Origin of the sequence: Kribbella antiqua (assembly GCF_004345665.1) — a bacterium.
GTDB lineage: Bacteria > Actinomycetota > Actinomycetes > Propionibacteriales > Kribbellaceae > Kribbella > Kribbella antiqua.
Genome location: NZ_SLWR01000001.1, coordinates 25,762 through 44,219, shown reverse-complemented (window position 1 = coordinate 44,219; position 18,458 = coordinate 25,762). Strand labels below are relative to the sequence as shown.

The window sequence follows — 18,458 nt, the reverse complement described above, 5'->3', positions numbered from 1 at the left end:
CCTTCCAGAAGAACTCGGTGTACGGCGGTCGGTCAGCGGGCGCCCCGGCGCGGATTCCCGCGGCGGACCACCGGCTGCTGGTAACGCACGACGCGGGTCCGCGCCGTCCCTTGCTGGTCGCGCCGGCGCTGGCCGGCGGACTGGTTCGCACCGAGATTCGGCTTGCGCATCCACTACTTCCCTTCGGGCTATCTTTACGACGGACGTAACTTTAACCAGAGCTAGAGAGTGCTGTCAACATAAATTTATGTCGGGGGTAAGATTCTCCGCATGGACACCACGACGACCGCGCCGCTCGGCCTGCGGGAGATCAAGAAGCAGGAGACGCGGCAGCTGATCTCCGACCAGGCGACGCGGCTCTTCATCGCGCAGGGCTTCGAGCAGACCACCATCGCCGAGATCGCCGTGGCAGCGCGGGTCGCGAAGAAGACCGTGACCAACTACTTCGCGCGCAAGGAGGATCTGGCGCTCGACCACCAGGACGCGTTCATCGCCTCCCTGGCCCAGGCGGTCGCGTCACGTCGTCCTGGTGAATCCGCGCTCGCGGCCCTGCGCCGCGACTTCGCGGCCGCGGTCGAGTCGCAGGACCCGGTGGCGGGCTTCGCCGGACCCGACTTCACCCGGATGATCGCCGAGAGCCCGACCCTCACGGTGTGCCTGCGCAACCTGCACGACCAGCGCGAGCAGGCCCTCGCCGACACCCTCGCAGAGGCAATCGGTGCCGGGCCCGACGACATCACCGTACGCACGGCCGCTGGCCTACTCGGCGCCGTCCACCGCATCCTCTTCCAGCGCATCCAGGACCTGACCCTCGCCGGCCACCCCAACGACAAGATCGCCGCAACCATCGCCCCCGAAGCCACCCGCGCCTTCGACCTCCTCGAACCCGCCCTCGCCAAGTTCGCCGTCGCCTGACACCGCCGCCCACAACGCGACTGTGCGGAGTGTCGACAACCCCAGCCGCGAGTGAAGCCACCGTGCGGGGCGAGTGAAGCCACCGTGGGGAGGACGCCAACGCGGCGGGTCAGTCCCGCCGGGCGGTGACGACGGTGGCGGCTAGGTCGTCGTTGGTGGTGATTTGGGCGGGCAAGCCGTGTTTGGTGAGGAGGGCTGCGGCGAGTGGGGCCTGGCGGGTGCTCATCTCGGTGAAGAGGTGACCGCCGGGCGCGAGCCACTCGGATGCCTCGACGGCGACACGGCGCAGGACATCCAGCCCGTCCGAGCCGCCGTCCAACGTGACATGCGGTTCGTAGAGCCGCGCCTCGGCAGGCAGGAACTGGATGTCCGCGCTCGGCACATATGGAACATTCGCCAGCAGGATGTCGACCCGCCCACGCAACGACGCAGGCAGGGCCGAGAACAAATCGCCCTGGTGCACCGAACCGCCGTACGGCACCACATTGCGCCGAGCACAACGCACCGCGGCCAACTCGATGTCGGCTGCGTACAACGAAACCGACACCGAGGCCGCGACCGCCACCCCCAACGCACCGGACCCACAGGCCAAGTCGACAACCACAGCACCCGGCCGAGCGACCCGCAACGCCTCCTCAACCAGGAATTCAGTACGGCGACGTGGCACGAACACCCCCGGGTCGACAGCGACCCGGACGCCATGGAACGACGCCCACCCGAGCACATGTTCCAGCGGCAACCCGGCCACCCGCCGGTCGACCATCGCCGCGAGCTCGTCGGCATCGCGGGCGGTCTCGAGGATCAGCGCGGCTTCGTCCTCGGCGAACACACAACCACCGGCCCGCAGGCGGGCGACAACATCAAAAGAAACAGAAGGTACAGACACGGAACCCCTTCGAACTACAAGGCTCCCGCAGTCAGCGAACGACGCCGACCACTCGAGGCGGGAGCAACCAACCTGCCCTTGCGGTAATCGGTCCCACCTCCTCAGTCCGTCGAAATACTGCGATCACCTTACCCGAAAGCGTTCACCCCGGTGAGCTCGGCCGACACCGTCCACAGCCGAGCCGCCGACGCGGGGTCGATCGCGTACGGCCGGACGCCCGGGCTGTCGTCGGTCGAGACCTCGGCAACCTCGCAGTCTTCACAGAAGACCCCGCCCAGCCCGTCGAGCTGCGGCGACGTCGCCGCCCACACCTGAGTCGCTGCGCCCTGCTCAGTGTTCTTGAAGTGCTGCGTCGGATTACCGTCCTCGTCAATCCACCCGTAGCCGACCATTTCCGAGCGCTCCAGGTGACGCTGCAGTGGGGTCAGGATCCCGCCCGGGTGCAACGAGAACGCGCGTACGCCGGAATCCTTGCCGAGAGCATCCAACTGGACGGCGAACAGCACGTTGGCCGTCTTCGCCTGCCCGTACGCCTCCCACTTGTCGTACCCCTGCCGGAACTCGAGATCGTCCCAGCGGATGTCCGACCTGCGGTGACCGGTCGACGACACCGAAACCACCCGCGCACCCCCGCCCGCGACAAGAGCCGGCCACAGCCGGTTCACGAGCGCGAAATGTCCAAGGTGGTTGGTCGCGAACTGCGCCTCCCACCCCGGCCCGACCCGCGTCTCCGGCGACGCCATGATCGCCGCATTGTTGATCTGCAGGTCGATCGACCGCCCCGACGCAAGGAATCGATCCGCAAACCCCTGCACACTCGAGAGGTCGCCCAGATCCAGCGAGTCGACCTCCGCGATCCCACCCAGCGCCTCCGCAGCCGCGTCCGGCCGCCGAGCCGGTACGACGACGTGCGCGCCGGCCTTCACCAACGCCCGAGTCGTCTCCAGTCCAAGCCCCGAATACCCGCCGGTGACAACCGCCAGTTTCCCGCTGAGGTCGATCCCGCGCAGAACGTCGTCCGCCGTACTCGAGAACCCGAACCCCGACCCGATCTTGTGCTGTCCAGTCATGCTCCCGACCCTACGAACTAGACCTCGCTCTAGGTCAAGCGGCGTACGGTCAAGCGGCGTACGGTCAAGCGGCGTACGGTCAAGCATCCAGGTGTGGGTTCTCCCGCAGCGACTCGGCGAGCCTCTGCAACGCAGGGTTGGGGCTGTCCGGGCTCCAGCAGGCGTGGAGTGTGACCGAGTGGGCGTCGGCAGCGTCGAGCTCGCGGTAGCGAACACCTTCGACCTGCATCGCCATGATCGAGCGCGGAATCAACGCACACCCCAGGCCGGCCCGCACGAGCGCAAGCATCGTCGGGACCTGGGAGGCGAGTTGGCTGACGGCGTAGCGATCCATCCCGATCATCGCCGCGCAGATATCGTGCAAGTACTGCGATCCCTCCGGGCTATAGCCGATGTACTCATCGGTGACATCCGCCAATGAGACCGGCGCCGACCCGACCGCCAAATCATGCGAGGCGGGTACGGCGAGCACCAGGTCCTCCGAGTGCACCAGCACGGACTCGAACTGCGCAGGAATCGGCGGCCGCACCAGCCCCAGATCGATCTCCAGGTTCGCCAGCGCCTCGAACTGGGAAGGGCTGACCAGCTCGGTGAGTTCCGCCGTCACCGCCGGCGTGCGCTTCGCGACCATCGTGAGGAAGTCCGCGAGTACGGCGTATGCACCGATGGCGGTGAAGGCGATCCGCAGCGTGCCGGTCTGTCCTGCCGCCGCGCGCTGCGTGGCCTCCGGGGCGACCTCGAGCAGGGCGAGCACCCGGCGCGCATGCTCGAGGAACACGTCACCGGCGGCGGTCAGCCGCACTCCCCTGCCGGTCCGGTTGAAGAGCTGGACCCCGAGTGTGCGCTCGAGTCCCTGGATCTGGCGGGTCAGCGGCGGCTGAGTCAGATTCAGCCGCTGGGCGGCCCGGCCGAAGTGCAGTTCCTCGGCGACGGCGACGAAACCACGGAGTTGCTGGAGCGAGAGGTCCATGCCTGCACGGTATCGGTTCATGCGAAATCGGGCTTGGACCTGCATAACGGAAAGCCCTTACCTTCAAACCAAGCCACCAAAGGAGCTACCCCGTGCCGAAACTCGCCGTACTGATGACGCCCGATCGGGCGGCCGACGTCTGCGACCCGCAGACCCGCCAACTGCTGGACGACCGCTTCGAGACCACCTGGGCGGGAGCCGAACACGCGTCCGGCCCGCTCACGCTCGACAGCGAGGCGATCCCCGGGCTGGTCAACAACGCCGACATCGTCCTGACCAGTTGGGGTACGCCGCATCTGCGCAAGGGACTGTGGGACGACGGTCACGGTCCCAAGGTGGTCGCGCACGCGGCCGGCTCGGTCAAGAAGCTCATCGACCCGGCGATCCTCGGCGAAGGTGTCGCCGTCTTCTCCGCCGGTCCGCGGATCGCCTGGTCGGTCGGCGAGTACTGCCTGGCCTCGATGCTCACCCTCGCCCGTCGCCTCCCCCGCTTCGACCACGCGATCAGGGCCGGCGGCTGGAAGCAGACCGCCTTCCGCGGCCACGAACTCGCCGGCGCCAAGGTCGGCATCATCGGCGCCAGCAGCACCGCCCGTGCCCTCATCACCTTGCTCAAGCCGTTCGGTTGCGATGTCGTCGTCTACGACCCCTACCTCAAGCCCGACCGAGCGGACGACCTGCAGGTCCGGACCGCCACGCTTGAGGAGACCCTGCAGAGCCGGTTCGTCAGCATCCACGTGCCGAACGTCCCGGAGACCGAGGGCATGATCTCCCGCAAGCTGATCGAGCGACTTCGCGACGAAACCGTCGTCATCAACTCGTCCCGCGGCCCCGCGATCGACCAGCAAGCCCTCCTCGACCACGTACTAGAGGGCCGGTTGTACGCCGCTCTGGACGTCTACGACCCGGAGCCACCGAAGTTCGACGCGGCAACCCTCGAGGCGCCCAACCTGCTGCTCAGCCCACACATCGCCGGCGACACGGCCGAAGGTCACCTCGCGCTCGCCGGATACGTGCTGGCCGACGTCCTCGCTTACCTGGAGAACGGCACCCGTGGGCCGAGCTACGTCGATCCGGCCGTCTGGTCGATCGCGGCCTGAAGGGACGGCGTCCATGTCCAGGATTACTCAGGTCGAGGTCTTCCCGGTCGCGGTGCCCTTCGCCCGCCGGTTCGTCCTCGGGAGCGGCGCGGTTGGCTCCCCCGGCGACAGGCCGGATCAGGCGGCCGCGGTCGTGTTCGTGAAGCTGACGACCGAGGACGGCGTGGTGGGTTGGGGCGAGCAGCGCGCACTGCCGAGCTGGAGTTACGAGACCGCCGAGACGATGGCCGTGGTGATCAAGCGCCACCTCGCGCCGCTCCTCCTCGACCTCACTCCTTTCGACGTCGAACTGTTCCACCAGCGCGCCGCCAAGCGCCTCAGCCCCGCGGTCTCGAACGGCTTCCCGTTCGCCCGAGCCGCTGTCGACGTCGCCATGCACGACGCCGCCGGCAAGCTCGCCGGGGTTCCCGTCCACGCGTTGCTCGGCGGGAAGCTGTACGACGAGATCCCGCTCTGCTCGGCGATCGGCGTCGGCGACCCAGACGCCGTACGAGACCATGCTCAGCAGTCGTCGGACTATCCGGCGTACAAGGTCAAGATCGGTGGCGATCTCGACGCGGACTGTGCCGCGATCGAAGCGGTCGCGGAGGTGGCGGGCGGCAAGCCGCTCTGGCTCGACGCGAACCAGTCCTACCGGCCGAGCGCCCTCAAACAACTCAGAGACCGTACGGCGAACATCCGCACCATCCACTGTGTCGAACAGCCTGTCCCGAGCACCGACACCCTCGCGATGCAACGGCTGCGCGGACTGATCGACCTGCCGATCGCCATCGACGAAGGCAGCTTCTCCGCCCAGGATCTCGCCCGCGCGATCCGGCTCGAGGCCGCCGACCTGGTCGTGGTGAAGATCTGCAAGTCCGGCGGCCTGCGCAACGCCCTCAAGACCGCTCAGACCGCGCTGTCCGGCGGTCTCGAAATCCTCGCCAGCGGACTCACCGACTGCGGAGTCGCGTTCGCGGCCGCGCTGCACGTGTTCAGCCAGCTCGAACTCGCCTTGCCCGCCGAGCTGAACGGGCCGGAGTTGCTCTCCGACCTGTACGTCGAGGGGCTGACCATCACCAAGGCCGTCGCAACGGTCCCCACCGCCCCCGGTTTGGGCGTCACGGTCGACGAGGAGCGCATCCGCGCCGAGTCGATCACCCTTGATTACAGCTGAGGAGTAGCCCATGGCAACGAGGCTGTCCCGCCGCAGCTTCCTCGAACTCACCGGTCTGGCCGGCCTTGGCGCCGCCGTCGCCGGCTGCTCGACCGGACCGCCCACCGGCGCCGCGACCTGGTCGATGTGGTCGAGCAGCCCAGCGGAGAAGAAGGTCTGGGAAGACTTCAGCAAGTACGTCGAAGACCAGCTGAAGCTCAAGTCAGTCCCGACCCTCACTCCGTCGGGCGGCTACCCGACCAAACTCGACCTGCAGCTTGTCAGCGGAACGGCCAGCCTGGTGACGGCCATCAACGGCACACTGATCCCGACGTACGCCGCTCGTGGCGCGCACCGGCCGCTGGACGACCTGATCGCGGCCGACTCCGACTTCGACCCGGACGACTTCTACCAGCCGAGCCGCCGGATCTCCAGCTTCAACGGCAAGACCTACGCGATCGGGTTCGATGTCGCGCCGACGGTCATGTACTACAACAAGACGCTGCTGCAGAAACAAGGCATCGAGCTGCCGTCCCGGACCGAACCGATGCCGTGGGCAACCTTCCGCGACCTCGCGATCGAGCTGACCAAAGCACCGGACCAGTACGGCTTCACCTGCGCGCCGGCCATCGACGACCTGGTCTCCTGGATCTATTGCGCCGGCGGCAACGTGATGAACGACGACGCCACCCGGAGCATCCTCGGCGAGCCGGAGGCGATGGAGGCGCTCCAGTTCGTCATCGACCTCTTCGTCAAGGACAAGGTCACGCCGCCGATCAAGAACCTGGTCACCGAGAACTCGTCGTCCAACTTCATGCAGGGCAACGTCGCCTTCATGCAGAACGGGCCGTGGCAGGTGGTGAACATCCGCAAGGCCAAGTTCGACTGGGACATCATCCCGTTCCCGGCCGGCGCGAACGGCAGCACGCCGCGTGTCTCCGGGTCGAGCTTCGCGATTCCATCGGGGGTGCGCGAAGGTGCCGACCTCGACCTCGCCTGGAAGCTGCTCAAGACCCTGACCAGTACGGGCGCTCTGGACATCTACGCCAAGGCTGGACGCAACAACCCGGCTCGCTACAGCGCCGGCAGTGCGTTCCAGCCGCCGCCGGACAACCTCGGCATCGTTCAGCAGATCCTGGCCGGCAAGGTCGGCGGCGGACACCCGTTCGACGTCACCACCAACTGGAACCAGGTCAAGCAACTGCTGGGCCAAGACCTGCCCCGGACGTTCCTCGGCCAGGTCTCGGTTCCTGACGTGATCGCCGGGCTGACGCCGCGTCTCGACGTACTGATGCGGCAGCACCAGGACAACATCCGCCAAGCCACTGCCAGGAAGGGGTGATCCCCATGGCTGTCGACACCCTGTTCGCACCGGCGACCGCCGCACCATCGCGGCCGTCGCCCAAACCGACACCGCGCTGGCGGAACCGCGAGTCGCTGACCGCCTGGCTGTTCATCCTGCCCAGCCTGATCGGGTTCCTGGTCTTCACCGCCGGTCCGGTCGTTGCCGCCGGCGTCATCTCGCTGCTGGACTGGAACCTGTTCAGCCCGCCCAGCTGGGCGGGATTGCGCAACTTCGCCCGGCTCGGCCCGGACCCGACGTTCTGGTCGGCGCTCGGCAATACGGTGTACTTCACCTTCCTGAGCGTGCCATTGACGATCCTGGTCAGCCTCGCGCTGGCGTTGCTGCTGAATCTGGGACTGCGCCGGGTCGCGGTCTTCCGGTCGCTGCTGCTGTTGCCGTACGCAACGATCACGGTGGCGGTGGCGTTCGTCTGGATCTGGCTCTACATCCCGCACGACGGTCTGGTGAACGCCGTACTGGGTGTGTTCGGGATCAACGGGCCGGCCTGGCTGATCGACGACAACTGGGCGATGCCGGCTCTGGTTGTCATGAGCGTGTGGAAGAGCTTCGGCTTCGGGATGGTTGTGTTCCTGGCTGGGTTGCAGGCGATCCCGCAACAGCTGTACGAGGCCGCGCGCGTCGACGGCAGCTCGGCCTGGCAGAGCTTCCGCAGTGTCACGCTGCCGATGTTGTCGCCGGCTCTGTTCTTCGTCGTGGTGACATCGATCATCGGGTCGTTCCAGGTCTTCGACCAAGCGCTCATCATGACCAACGGCGGACCAGGCAGCCGCACCACGACGCTCGTCATGTACATCTACCGGACCGGGTTCGAGAACTACGACCAGGGGTACGCCGCGGCGCAGTCGCTGGTGTTGTTCGCCTTCATCGTGGTGATCACCGCGGCCCAGTTCCTGCTGCAGCGGAGGCTGGTGCACTATGACAACTGAGGCCATGCCTTTGGCTGGCAACAAGGTCCTGATCCGCAAGCTGGTGGTCTTCGCCTGCTTCCTCGTCACCGCCGTCACGCTGATCCCGGTCGTGATGATGATCCTGGTCGCGTTCCAGTCTGACGCCGAGTCGATGGCCGCGCGACCGTCGTTCTGGCCGAGCAGCTGGCACCCGGAGAACCTGACGCGGGCGTTCGAGCTCGTCCCGCTCGGTCGTTACCTGCTCAACACCGTCATCTTCGCCGGTGGCACCACTCTGCTCGAGACCGTGACCGCGGCGCTGGCGGCGTACGCGTTCGCCCGGCTGAACTTCCCCGGTCGCAGCTGGCTGTTCGGCGTCTACCTCGCCACCTTGATGATCCCGTCGCAGGTGACGCTCATCCCGCAGTTCGTGCTGGTCGCGAAGCTGCACGGCATCGACACCTGGTCCGGGATGATCCTGCCGCACGCGTTCACCGCGATCGGCGTCTTCCTGCTCAGGCAGTTCTTCCTCGGCATCCCGCGCGACTACGAGGAAGCAGCCCGGCTCGACGGCGCGAACCGCTGGCAGGCGTTCATCCGGGTGATCGTGCCGCTGGCCGTCCCGGCGATCGCGACGCTCGCCGTGTTCAAGTTCATCGGCCAGTGGAACAACCTGCTCTGGCCGCTGATCATCTCCAACAGCGATGCCACCCGTACGGCGTCCGTCGGCCTGCAGGTGTTCCAGGACACCAACGGCACCCAGTGGAACTTGTTGCTGATGGCAGCGACCGTCACCACTGTCCCGCTGATCATCGTGTTCTTCCTCACTCAACGCTGGTTCGTCCGAGGCATCACCATGAGCGGGCTGGGAGGCCGCTGATTTCATGACCTACACCTGGTCCGTCTTCACCAAACCGTGGTCCGGACTCCCTGGCGACGAGCTCGGCCGGCTCGTCGCCGGGCTCGGCTTCACCGGAGCCGAGATCCCCGTCCGCGACACCGCCTACGTCACCCCGGCCACCGCCGAGGCGGAGCTGCCGAAGTTCACCGAGCAGTTACGTGCCGAGGGCATCGAACCGATCAGCATCGCGAGTGAGCTGTCGGAGCGTGTCTTCGCCGCGTGTGCCGCAGCGGGAGTGCCGCTCATCCGCATCATGGCCGGCCTAGGCCCCGACGGCTATGCAGCGTCCGTACGACGTACGCGCGTACTGCTCGAAGAGTCGGCGGTGCTCGCTTCGCAGTACGGCGTACAGGTCGGGGTGCAGCCGCATCACGGGCGGTTCGTGGCGTCGACGCTCGGCGTACTGCAACTGCTCGAGGGTCTGCCCGAGCACTTCAAACTGGTGTGGGACGCAGCACACGACGCGCTCGCCGGCGACGATCCTGCGGTCACGCTCGAGCTCGGCCTGGATCGGCTCGGCATCGTCAACCTGAAGAACGCGAAGTACCTCAAGACCGATGGCGGCTGGAAGACCTACTTCGTCCAAGGCGAGGAAGGGATGTCCGACTGGTCGGCCGTTTTCGCCACGTTGCAACGACTCGGGTGGACCGGGCCGATCTGCCTGACCGGGCAGTACTCCGATCCCGCCGTACCCGTCGAAGAGAGGCTCCGGAAAGATCTCCACACCGCTGTCACATCTTCGCGACGGACTCCGTCAGGAGAGTGAAATCAACACACTCACCTGATGGAGACCCTCCCATGACTGCTCGGATGAAGAACCCCGCGATGCTCCTGCCGGATGCCACCAAGGGGATCCAGAACATCTACAAGGCTGTCCACCAAGGCGGTGCACCGGCCCTGACGCTGGAGCTTGTGCACTTGCGCACCAGCCAGATCAACGGCTGCGGGCCCTGCGTGTTCGGCGGCGTGAAGTCGGCACTGAAGAACGGCGAAACCGACGAGCGGCTGCACCAGGTCGCCGCCTGGCGCGAGTCGGACCTGTTCACCGACGCCGAGCGGGCCGCGCTGGCGTTGGCCGAGGCCGCGACCCGGCTGGCCGACCGGCCGGACGCGGTGACCGACGAGATCTGGGCCGCGGCGGCCGACCACTTCGACGAGAACCAGCTCGCCGCGATCATCTTGATGATCAGCCTGACCAATCTGTTCAACCGGATCAACACCACAGTGCGCGAGCCTGCCGGCGCCACCTGGTAGTACAGCCTCTATCCGTGGATACAGGCTGTAACGTGAGCGCCGGATGTCGAATCGGCATCCGGCGCTCCGACGTACCAGGCAAGGAGGCGAGCGATGAAGTACATGCTCTTGATCTATGGGAACACCGAGACCTGGGACGCGCTCGACGCGGAAGGGATGGACGCGGTGTACGCCGCGCACCGGACGCTGTTCGAGGAGATGAAGGCGGCCGGCGAGTACGTCGCGTCGGACGGGCTGACCACCGCGAATGCGCGGGTGGTGCAGGTCAACGACGGCGTGCCGGCGGTGACGGACGGGCCGTTCACCGAGGCGAAGGAAGTGCTGGCCGGGTACTACCTGGTCGACTGCAGTCTGGAGCGGGCGACCGAGCTGGCGGCCAAGTTGCCGGAGGCGCGCTTCTCTCCGATCGAGGTCCGCGCGCTCACCGATCCGATGCCGGACTAGAAACCATCCGTGTTGCTCTCCCCGCCCCACCGCCCCGGTCGGGTTGTTTTGGCAGGAAAACCTGGGATTTCCAGGGACTTGCCGGCCTCAGCTGGGCGTTGACACCTGAGACCGGCGAGTCACTGACCCCTTAACTGCTTGGGCCCCGTGTTGTTCAGTTGGGGTCGCTCGACGCGAGGATGACCCCACCTGAGGCAGGCTGGTCACCCATGCCCCGGCCACCCCGGACGAACACGGTGGCGCCTCGCTCCGGCGCCGGAACGCCTTCGTCGAGACGCAGCGTGGTGGTCAGCCCGTTGCTCAACCGCAGCACCGCCACGCGTCGCGGTGACACCGACGGAATCGACGAGCTCACCTCGTGGATGCCGGTGCAGACCGCTGGTTGGATCGAAGCCCGTCCGAGTCCTGCTGTGCCGTGACTCCTCACATCACGGCACTGCTCGGCGAGCCTTGTCATCGCTGACACAGATCCCCCTTCTTCTCATCGTTACCCCCGAGTGACGGATGGCGCGACGACCACAAGCCCTGACACAACCTGGCCGTCGCACACTCCCCCGTCCTTCCCGCACCCGGAAACGACGCGGAAGTGATCAGGGAAGCCTTGCTGAGAGTAACGATGTTTTCAAGGGATCGGACCAGGAATCCCGCGTGCCGGAACCGCTGTCCAGTTTCCGCGCCCACCGAAACAGGTAAGCCTTACTGACCACCGATGCCCCCACCCACCCTGTCTTTCCTTTACTGACCACCGAAGCCAGTGGTCGCAATGCCTTTGATGATGTGCCGTTGGAAGAACAGGAAGACCACTACCAGTGGCAGCGCGGCCAAGATCGCGGACGCCATGTTCTGCGCGTACTGCAACCCATAAGCGCTCTTGACCGTCTGCAGCCCGACCGGCAACGTCATCAGCTCCGCGTCGGTGGTGACGATGAACGGCCAGAGGAAGTTGTTCCAGGCACCGATGAACACGAAGATCGCCACCGCGGCAAGGATCGGCCGCGACAACGGCAACACGATCGACCAGAACACCCGCAGCCGGTTGGCGCCGTCGACCCGGGCCGCGTCCTCGAGCTCGACCGGGATCTGATCAAAAAAGCGCTTGAGAATAAGGACCATCGCGGGCGCGAACGCTTGCGGCAGGATGATCCCCCAGTACGTGTCGACCAGATCGAACGCGAGCATCTGCCGGAACAGCGGCACGATCAGCAGCTGCGGCGGAATGATGATCGCCGCGATGATCGCGGCGTACAACCAACGTTTGCCTGCGAAGCTGACCCGCGAGAACGCGTAGCCGGCCAGTGCCGACGTCGCGACCGTGATGAACGTGATCGCCACCGAGGTGATCAGGCTGTTCCACGCCCAGGCCGGGATGTCACCGGCCGACAGGACTTTGCGATAGGCCTCGAAGCTGAATCCATCCGGTGGATTCAAGCTGATCGTCGATGCCCCCGCATCGGCCTCACTCTTCAATGAGGTCAGGACGGCCCAGGCAAATGGCACAAGCCAGGTGGCGCCCAGCACTACGAGAACCAGCAGTGCCGCAATTCTGGACACGCTCCACGGGTTTTCCCCAGGCTTGTGAGTTTGTTTCTTGAAACCACGGCTCAGTGTGTATGTACTCATGCGGCGCTCCTGCGGTTGATCAGCCTGTACTGCGCGAGCGACACCAGCACGATGATCGCGAAGAACAGGTACGAGATGGCCGACGAGTAGCCGAACCGGTAGCCGGTGAATCCGGACTCGTAGATGTACTGCACGATCGACCGGGTCGAGCCGGCCGGACCGCCGCTGGTCAGCATGTAGATCTGGTCGAAGACCTTCAGCGACGCCAGGATCTGCAGCGTCACGATCAGCGCGGTCGTCGGCGCCAGTTGCGGGATCACGATCGAGAACAGCTGCCGCCACTTCCCCGCGCCGTCGATCGCGGCCGCCTCGAACTGCTGCTCCGGAATGTTCTGCAACGCGGCCAGATACAGCAGGAAGTTGAACCCGATCGTCCACCACAAGGTGGTCACCACGACCGAGATCATCGCCACGTTCGGATCCTGCAGCCAAGCCACCGGCGCGACCCCGAACTCCGCGAGTACGCCGTTGATGAGCCCGAGCTTCGGGTTGTACATCCAGCTCCAGAACATCACCACGACGGTCGACGCGAGCAGATACGGCAGGAAGAACGACAAGCGCCACAACCACCGGCCGGGCAGCCCGAGATTCACCAGCAGCGCGAACGCCAGCGACAGTACGACGAGCGGAACCGTGCTGAGCAGCGTGAACCAGAGGGTGTTGCCGAGCGAATGCCACATGTCCGGGTCCTGCAACGCCTCGGCATAGTTGCCAAATCCAAGCAGCTTGCCACCCGAGCCGGTCAGCGTCTCACCGGTGAAGCTCAGATACAGGCCGTACAGCGCCGGCACGACCAGGAAGAGAAAGAACAGTACGGCGAACGGCGCCGCGAAGGCCCAGCCGGACAACGTCTCCCCCCGGCGCGCCTGCTTCTTGCCTTCAGCAACAACCGGCGTGGTGGTCGCGGGCGGGGTGTCGATGGCGGTCGACATCAGTCACTCTCCTCTACACCGGTTGCGGACGATCGAGCAGCACGTTCAGCCGCTTCACGAAACCCTCGAACCCGGCCGCCGGATCCCCGCTGCCCAGGTAGACGTTCTGCACGTTCTCGGCGAAGTACTTGTGGAAGTCACTACCCGCGCCGCCGAACCACGCGTCCGGGTCGTAGTTCACGTACTCCGGGATGCCCGCGTAGTTCGACTGCGGCTTCAGCCCCTGGTATTCCGTGCTCCGCACCACCGGCTGGTACGCCGGGATGTGGCCGGCGCCGGCCCATTTGACCGAGCGCTTCAGGATCTCGCCGACCATTCGGTACACGTGCCGCCTTCGTTCCGGCGACACCTTCGACTGCCTCGGCAACACGAACGTGTGCGAGTCGGCGTACGCCGCATCGGTGCCGAACAGCGTGGGGATCGGCCGGGCGTCGAACGGGAGCTTGGACTCCTTCAATACCGGCAGCTCCCACACGCCGCCGAAGAACATCCCACTCTCGCCGTGCAGGAACTCCGACGTCGCCGTACCGCCGTCACCGCTGCGGGTGGCGATCGTGTCGTCGAGCAGGGAGCGGACGAAGGTGAGCGTCTTGACCGCGGCGGCCTCGTCGACCTGCGCTTGTTGACCAGGCACGAGCTTCATCTCGGCGCCCATCTGGCGATAGAGCGTGTAGAAGAGCCGCCACATCTGCGAGCCGTCGCCGAGGTAGCCGTACGAGAGACCGTGTTTGCCGGTCACCTGCTGCAGCTTGCGGGCGACCTCGGTGAACTCCTCGGGACTCTTCATCGTCTGCAGCGCGTCCGTCACACCGGCCTTGGTCGCGTGGTCGGTGTTGTAGTAGAGGACGAACGGGTGGGTGTCGAGGGCGATCGAGTAGAGCTTCCCGTCGTACATGCCCTTCTGCCACACCAGCGGCGGGAAGTCGCTCTCGTGGATGCCGACCTCGGCGAGCTCCTCGACGTCCCACGGCTCGAGCAGGCCGCCGGGCGCGTAGCCGGCGATCCGGGAGGCGTGCATGATCGCGACGTCCGGCGCGCGTCCGCCGGCCGAGGCCATCGCGAGTTTGGTGTAGTACGGCGGTCCCCAGGCGAGCACGGTCTGGGTGGCTTTGAAGCCGAGGCTCTCGGCGTTGACGGCGTCCACCAGGCCCGCCATCACGATGCCGTCGCCGCCGGTCATCAAGTGCCAGTAACTGAGGTCAGCCGCCGATCGTGACGCGCTCGGCGCGCAGCCGAGCAGCATCCCGCCACCAGCGAGGGCCGCCGCTCCGGAGAGCAGACGGCGCCGAGATATTGGCCGGGGTGGTGGGGCGGGGGACGCAGAAAACACTGTCATTCGGTCTCCTTGGGAGGGCGGGACCGATCATTACATCGTTAGAACGCGCCGACAAGACTCCCGTATGTAGTTTTTTGAGGAAAGTTGTCGGTTAGCGTGCGGTGGAGGCGCGCTCGATGATCCGGTGCGGGATCATCACCCGCCGCGGCGCCGCGTCCTTGTCCGCCATCCGCTCGCCGAGCAGATCCAGCGCGGCCGCGACGAACGCGCGCCGGTCGAAGTCGACCGTGGTCAGCGGCGGAATCATGAACTGACTCTCGAGGATGTTGTCGAACCCGGCTACCAGCGTCTGGTCCGGTACGGCGACCCCCGCGGTCCACAGCGCAGACAACGCACCGGAGGCCAGCGTGTCGGTGAAGCAGAAGAACGCCTCCGGCAGCTCATGCTCGGCCAGGTACTTCCCCACCACCGTGGCCGCACCCTCGGGCCGCCACCGGTCCAGGTTGATCTCGAGCGACGGATCATGCGGTACGCCGGCCTCCTCGAGCGCCTGCCGATAACCGGCCGTACGGAGCCTCGATGCGGCCGTGCCCGGCGCGTCGGCCGAGCCCGCGAGTACGCCCGCGCCACTCGAGCCGCGCGGGATCTCTGGCGTACCGACAGCGGCGATCCGGCGACAACCTTTATCCAGCAGGTGCTTGGTCATGTCCCGCGCGGCGGCGACGTTGTCGATCGCGACCTGGCTGACGACGTCCTGGTCGACGTCCCCGATCAGCACGACGGGCGGCAGCGGGCCGGCCGTCATCACGGCGCTGTCGTCCAGGTTGACCGGGTTCAGGATCAGGCCGTCGACGAGGTACGCGCGGGCCTTCGACAGCAGCTCGAACTCGCGCTTGGGCTCGGCCGCGGTCTGCTCGATCTGCACGCCCCAGCCGCGCTCGTGGGCCAGCTCGACGACCAGATGGACGACCTCGGCGGAGTACGCCCGGAGCAGGTCGGGCAGGGCCAGCGCGATCATCCCGGACCGGCCGTTGCGCAGGCCGCGCGCGCTCATGTTCGGGACGTAGTCGAGCTCGCTCAGCGCCTGCTCGACCCGGGCGCGGGTCTCCGGCCGGACGAACACGACGCCGTTGATGACGTTCGACACCGTCTTCGGTGACACCCCGGCCAGCTTGGCGACGTCTTTGACGGTGGCACGCATGAGCACATTGTCGCTGATCGCTCCAAGCCCTGACACCTGGCTACGCTGTCAGCATCACCGGGTCGTCAGTGCGCCACCGTTCACGTGCAGCACCTGGCCGGTGATGTGCCGGGCCGCGGGCGATGCGAGGAAGTGAATGGTGCCGGCGATGTCCGCCACCTCCCCTTCCCGCTTGGTCATCGTTGCCTGCAGCAACGTCTCCCGGCGCTCCGCGGTCAGCCGGCCCTGGAAGAACTCGGTCTCGGCGGTGAAGCCCGGCGCGACCACGTTCGAGGTGATCCCGCGAGGCCCGAGCTCGGCGGCGACGTCGAGGTTCCAGGTCGCCAGGGCGGCCTTCGAGGCGCCGTACGCACCCGGGCCGCGCGCTCCGGCGATCGAGCCCAGGTGCACCACGGCGCTCGTCAGGCGTGGCGCCAGTGCGGTCGTGGTCAGCACTGCGCTGAGCAGATTCGCGTCCAGGTTGGCGATCCAGTTGGCCTTGAGCTGCTCGAGGTCGTCCCCGGCCGGACGGTTGAAATCCGTGTTCCCGCCCGCGTTGTTCACCAGTACGTCGATCCGCTTCGGCAACTCGTCGACGAGGCGCCGGACCTGCACCGGGTCGGTCGCGTCACACACCACTGCCCTGGCGCCGATCTCCGCGGCCGTCTTGGCCAGGAGCTCTTCCCGGCGGCCGGTGATCACGACCTCGTCGCCGTCCGCACGGAACCGCTCGGCGGTCGCCCGCCCGATTCCGGTCGCTCCGCCGGTCACCACGATCGTCCGCGTCACGCCTGCAACACCTCCACGTTTAGCTCTAAATGTTTAGGTCTAAACATAGCATAGGCTCATGGTTGTCAAAGACGAGTACCCGTTCGACGGTCCGAGCCCCTACCCCGCCGCGGAGATCGCCGACGCCTGGCGCCGCGAGCGCCCGGGGACGCCGACCGAGTCGATCGAGATCGTCACTCCCCTGTGGCGGCTGGCCAAGCTCTTCGCCGACGACCGCCGCCGGCTGCTCGCGGATCTCGGTGTCGACCCGGCCACGCTCGACCTGCTGAGCGTGCTGCGCCGGGCCGGATCGCCGTACGAGCTGACCACGCGTGAGTTGAGCCGCCGTACGCTCGTCACCGCCGGCGCGATCTCCCAGCGGGTGGCTCGGGCCGAAGTCGCCGGCCTCGTCACTCGTCGTACGGCCGATGACGGCACGCGCGCGGTCGTCGTCACCCTCACCGACGCCGGCCACGACCTGATCGAACGGACCGTCGACCAGGTCCTCACCCGGGAGGCCTCGCTCGTCGCCTCGCTGGCGCCGGACGACCGCCAGCGACTCGCCGCGCAATTGCAGGAGCTCCTCGACGACGTCGGCCGGCGAGCCCGAAAGCTTCCGCCGGACGTTTAAGGTTCTGAAGGTCCATACGCCACGATCTGCGAGCAAAGTTCGTACGTGCGCTTCACCACCGGCCTGCATCTGGCGGATGTCGACCAGTTGCTGACGATGCTGGACGCTCTCGTTGACGAAGGCAACACCGTCATCGTCATCGAACACCACCAGGCGGTGATGGCTCATGCCGACTGGCTGATCGACATCGGCCCGGGCGCCGGCCACGACGGTGGCCGCGTCGTGTTCACCGGCACCCCAGCCGATCTGGTCGAAAGTTGCCCGAGCCTCACCGCGGAACACCTCCGCGAGTACGTCGCTCAGCCCACGAGCTCGGCGGCGAGCGACTCGATCACTTCCCGCCAGTCCGTCAGGTAGCCGGCGGCGGGGCCTGTCTGTGTGAGCACCAGGCGGGCCCCGCCATTGCCGTCGCGAAGTGCCCAGGTGACCTCGCCGTCCTGCGACGGATAGACAAGGCGCTGAGACTCGGCGACCTCCGTCACCGGTCCGGCCTCGATGCCCTTGGCAACGAAGCCGGCCGGCGGCGGGCTGCCGACCGAGGGCGACTCAGCTCCGCACAGCCGCTCCCACACGGTCTCCTTCGGACGGACCAACTGCCGTTCGAAGCGGATGCTGCCGTCGTCCAGCGTCACGCCCTGGTCCAGCCCGTACACCTTGACGAAGTGTTCGTGCAGTACGGCGTAGTCCTGCTCCGGCACCGCTGACCCGCCGAGCACCTTCTCCAAGGCGTCGAAGCACAGGATCCAGCCGCTGGTGAAGCTCGCCGAGCCCGGACGATCGTCGTACGTCGCAGTCAGATGGAGCACACAGCCGTCGCCCGACGGGACCAGCTCCCAGCGCAGCACCTCGTCTCCCCAGGTGTACTCGATCAGCCGGGGTGGTTCGTACGCACGGATCACACCGCGGCTCTGCTCATCGACGGGCGCGCCGGGATCCTCCTCGAACGTGAAGGTGATCGGCCCGTCCAGCCGCAAGTCCAGCTCGACCGCCGCCGGGAACCACCCGGCCAGCTCGCTCGGCTGCGTGATCGCCCGCCAGACCTTCTCGATCGGATGCGTCAGCGCTCGCTGCATCCGCAGCACCGTCCGGCCGTTCTCCGTACTCAAGGTCTCGGTCATGGATC

Annotated in this window: 21 protein-coding genes and 1 pseudogene; 11 read left to right on the top strand and 11 right to left on the bottom strand. The window is 66.7% G+C overall.

What is annotated here, in order from left to right; translation table 11 throughout:
• Positions 1-32: 32 nt before the first annotated feature.
• On the bottom strand, positions 33-170 hold the full coding sequence (locus EV646_RS38700) for a hypothetical protein (RefSeq protein ID WP_158290861.1): 138 nt from the start codon (positions 168-170) through the stop codon (positions 33-35).
• 100 nt (positions 171-270) lie between these two features.
• Here EV646_RS38700 and EV646_RS00205 point away from each other — a divergent pair, with 100 nt between their 5' ends.
• The gene (locus tag EV646_RS00205) at positions 271-915 is read left to right on the top strand and encodes a TetR/AcrR family transcriptional regulator (protein ID WP_132142661.1); all 645 of its coding nucleotides are present in this window, start codon (positions 271-273) and stop codon (positions 913-915) included.
• A gap of 109 nt (positions 916-1,024) precedes the next feature.
• Here the strand turns inward: EV646_RS00205 and EV646_RS00200 are convergent, their stop codons facing one another.
• The 3 genes from EV646_RS00200 to EV646_RS00190 all read right to left on the bottom strand — a co-directional run bounded on the left by EV646_RS00200 (position 1,025) and on the right by EV646_RS00190 (position 3,841).
• Positions 1,025-1,801 (bottom strand): putative protein N(5)-glutamine methyltransferase, encoded by a 777-nt coding sequence (locus EV646_RS00200; RefSeq protein WP_132142659.1) that lies wholly within the window; start codon positions 1,799-1,801, stop codon positions 1,025-1,027.
• 128 nt (positions 1,802-1,929) lie between these two features.
• Complete coding sequence (locus EV646_RS00195) at positions 1,930-2,871, bottom strand: SDR family NAD(P)-dependent oxidoreductase (protein WP_132142657.1); 942 nt, start codon at positions 2,869-2,871, stop codon at positions 1,930-1,932.
• A gap of 79 nt (positions 2,872-2,950) precedes the next feature.
• Complete coding sequence (locus EV646_RS00190) at positions 2,951-3,841, bottom strand: LysR family transcriptional regulator (protein WP_132142655.1); 891 nt, start codon at positions 3,839-3,841, stop codon at positions 2,951-2,953.
• A gap of 92 nt (positions 3,842-3,933) precedes the next feature.
• Between EV646_RS00190 and EV646_RS00185 the strand changes: the two genes are divergently transcribed.
• The 8 genes from EV646_RS00185 to EV646_RS00150 all read left to right on the top strand — a co-directional run bounded on the left by EV646_RS00185 (position 3,934) and on the right by EV646_RS00150 (position 10,928).
• Entirely contained in the window at positions 3,934-4,941 is a 1,008-nt protein-coding gene (locus tag EV646_RS00185) for a hydroxyacid dehydrogenase (RefSeq protein WP_132142653.1), read from the top strand.
• Between the two features lie 13 nt (positions 4,942-4,954).
• Positions 4,955-6,097: a mandelate racemase/muconate lactonizing enzyme family protein gene (locus EV646_RS00180; protein ID WP_132142651.1), complete on the top strand. Its 1,143-nt coding sequence runs from the start codon at positions 4,955-4,957 to the stop codon at positions 6,095-6,097.
• Positions 6,098-6,107: 10 nt separating this feature from the next.
• Complete coding sequence (locus tag EV646_RS00175; protein WP_132142649.1) at positions 6,108-7,418, top strand: ABC transporter substrate-binding protein; 1,311 nt, start codon at positions 6,108-6,110, stop codon at positions 7,416-7,418.
• A gap of 5 nt (positions 7,419-7,423) precedes the next feature.
• Complete coding sequence (locus tag EV646_RS00170; RefSeq protein WP_132142647.1) at positions 7,424-8,368, top strand: carbohydrate ABC transporter permease; 945 nt, start codon at positions 7,424-7,426, stop codon at positions 8,366-8,368.
• Positions 8,358-9,209 (top strand): carbohydrate ABC transporter permease, encoded by an 852-nt coding sequence (locus tag EV646_RS00165; protein ID WP_132142645.1) that lies wholly within the window; start codon positions 8,358-8,360, stop codon positions 9,207-9,209. The genes EV646_RS00170 and EV646_RS00165 overlap by 11 nt, the downstream gene beginning before the upstream one ends.
• A gap of 4 nt (positions 9,210-9,213) precedes the next feature.
• Positions 9,214-9,996, top strand: coding sequence for a sugar phosphate isomerase/epimerase family protein (locus EV646_RS00160; protein ID WP_132142643.1), 783 nt, complete (start codon positions 9,214-9,216; stop codon positions 9,994-9,996).
• Positions 9,997-10,028: 32 nt separating this feature from the next.
• Positions 10,029-10,484, top strand: coding sequence for a carboxymuconolactone decarboxylase family protein (locus EV646_RS00155; RefSeq protein WP_132142641.1), 456 nt, complete (start codon positions 10,029-10,031; stop codon positions 10,482-10,484).
• A 93-nt stretch (positions 10,485-10,577) separates the two neighbouring features.
• A complete protein-coding gene (locus EV646_RS00150; protein ID WP_132142640.1) occupies positions 10,578-10,928 on the top strand; it encodes a YciI family protein in 351 nt (116 codons plus the stop codon).
• Between the two features lie 154 nt (positions 10,929-11,082).
• On the opposite strand, the gene EV646_RS00145 is transcribed toward EV646_RS00150, so the two are convergent.
• The 6 genes from EV646_RS00145 to EV646_RS00120 form a co-directional block, all read right to left on the bottom strand.
• Positions 11,083-11,262: a hypothetical protein gene (locus tag EV646_RS00145; RefSeq protein ID WP_132142638.1), complete on the bottom strand. Its 180-nt coding sequence runs from the start codon at positions 11,260-11,262 to the stop codon at positions 11,083-11,085.
• A 401-nt stretch (positions 11,263-11,663) separates the two neighbouring features.
• Entirely contained in the window at positions 11,664-12,479 is an 816-nt protein-coding gene (locus EV646_RS00140) for a carbohydrate ABC transporter permease (protein WP_338419233.1), read from the bottom strand.
• A 65-nt stretch (positions 12,480-12,544) separates the two neighbouring features.
• Complete coding sequence (locus EV646_RS00135; RefSeq protein ID WP_199236727.1) at positions 12,545-13,480, bottom strand: carbohydrate ABC transporter permease; 936 nt, start codon at positions 13,478-13,480, stop codon at positions 12,545-12,547.
• 13 nt (positions 13,481-13,493) lie between these two features.
• Positions 13,494-14,816 carry an extracellular solute-binding protein gene (locus EV646_RS00130; RefSeq protein ID WP_132142634.1) on the bottom strand — a complete coding sequence of 441 codons (1,323 nt, stop codon included), beginning with the start codon at positions 14,814-14,816 and terminating at the stop codon, positions 13,494-13,496.
• Between the two features lie 91 nt (positions 14,817-14,907).
• Positions 14,908-15,957 carry a LacI family DNA-binding transcriptional regulator gene (locus EV646_RS00125; protein ID WP_132142632.1) on the bottom strand — a complete coding sequence of 350 codons (1,050 nt, stop codon included), beginning with the start codon at positions 15,955-15,957 and terminating at the stop codon, positions 14,908-14,910.
• 54 nt (positions 15,958-16,011) lie between these two features.
• The gene (locus tag EV646_RS00120) at positions 16,012-16,725 is read right to left on the bottom strand and encodes an SDR family NAD(P)-dependent oxidoreductase (RefSeq protein WP_132142630.1); all 714 of its coding nucleotides are present in this window, start codon (positions 16,723-16,725) and stop codon (positions 16,012-16,014) included.
• Positions 16,726-16,783: 58 nt separating this feature from the next.
• Between EV646_RS00120 and EV646_RS00115 the strand changes: the two genes are divergently transcribed.
• Complete coding sequence (locus EV646_RS00115; RefSeq protein WP_132142628.1) at positions 16,784-17,335, top strand: MarR family winged helix-turn-helix transcriptional regulator; 552 nt, start codon at positions 16,784-16,786, stop codon at positions 17,333-17,335.
• A 54-nt stretch (positions 17,336-17,389) separates the two neighbouring features.
• Positions 17,390-17,692, top strand: a pseudogene (locus tag EV646_RS00110) (excinuclease ABC subunit UvrA); the annotation flags it as partial.
• Here EV646_RS00110 and EV646_RS00105 read toward each other — a convergent pair.
• Positions 17,635-18,453: an SRPBCC family protein gene (locus tag EV646_RS00105; RefSeq protein ID WP_132142626.1), complete on the bottom strand. Its 819-nt coding sequence runs from the start codon at positions 18,451-18,453 to the stop codon at positions 17,635-17,637. The pseudogene EV646_RS00110 and the gene EV646_RS00105 sit on opposite strands and share 58 nt — an antisense overlap.
• Positions 18,454-18,458 lie beyond the last annotated feature (5 nt).

Coding starts and splice junctions, on each gene's coding strand:
- EV646_RS38700 (WP_158290861.1), bottom strand. CDS start 170: ATGCGCAAGCCGAATCTCGGTGCGAACCAGTCCGCCGGCCAGCGCCGG.
- EV646_RS00205 (WP_132142661.1), top strand. CDS start 271: ATGGACACCACGACGACCGCGCCGCTCGGCCTGCGGGAGATCAAGAAG.
- EV646_RS00195 (WP_132142657.1), bottom strand. CDS start 2,871: ATGACTGGACAGCACAAGATCGGGTCGGGGTTCGGGTTCTCGAGTACG.
- EV646_RS00190 (WP_132142655.1), bottom strand. CDS start 3,841: ATGGACCTCTCGCTCCAGCAACTCCGTGGTTTCGTCGCCGTCGCCGAG.
- EV646_RS00180 (WP_132142651.1), top strand. CDS start 4,955: ATGTCCAGGATTACTCAGGTCGAGGTCTTCCCGGTCGCGGTGCCCTTC.
- EV646_RS00175 (WP_132142649.1), top strand. CDS start 6,108: ATGGCAACGAGGCTGTCCCGCCGCAGCTTCCTCGAACTCACCGGTCTG.
- EV646_RS00170 (WP_132142647.1), top strand. CDS start 7,424: ATGGCTGTCGACACCCTGTTCGCACCGGCGACCGCCGCACCATCGCGG.
- EV646_RS00165 (WP_132142645.1), top strand. CDS start 8,358: ATGACAACTGAGGCCATGCCTTTGGCTGGCAACAAGGTCCTGATCCGC.
- EV646_RS00160 (WP_132142643.1), top strand. CDS start 9,214: ATGACCTACACCTGGTCCGTCTTCACCAAACCGTGGTCCGGACTCCCT.
- EV646_RS00155 (WP_132142641.1), top strand. CDS start 10,029: ATGACTGCTCGGATGAAGAACCCCGCGATGCTCCTGCCGGATGCCACC.
- EV646_RS00150 (WP_132142640.1), top strand. CDS start 10,578: ATGAAGTACATGCTCTTGATCTATGGGAACACCGAGACCTGGGACGCG.
- EV646_RS00135 (WP_199236727.1), bottom strand. CDS start 13,480: ATGTCGACCGCCATCGACACCCCGCCCGCGACCACCACGCCGGTTGTT.
- EV646_RS00130 (WP_132142634.1), bottom strand. CDS start 14,816: ATGACAGTGTTTTCTGCGTCCCCCGCCCCACCACCCCGGCCAATATCT.
- EV646_RS00125 (WP_132142632.1), bottom strand. CDS start 15,957: ATGCGTGCCACCGTCAAAGACGTCGCCAAGCTGGCCGGGGTGTCACCG.
- EV646_RS00115 (WP_132142628.1), top strand. CDS start 16,784: ATGGTTGTCAAAGACGAGTACCCGTTCGACGGTCCGAGCCCCTACCCC.
- EV646_RS00105 (WP_132142626.1), bottom strand. CDS start 18,453: ATGACCGAGACCTTGAGTACGGAGAACGGCCGGACGGTGCTGCGGATG.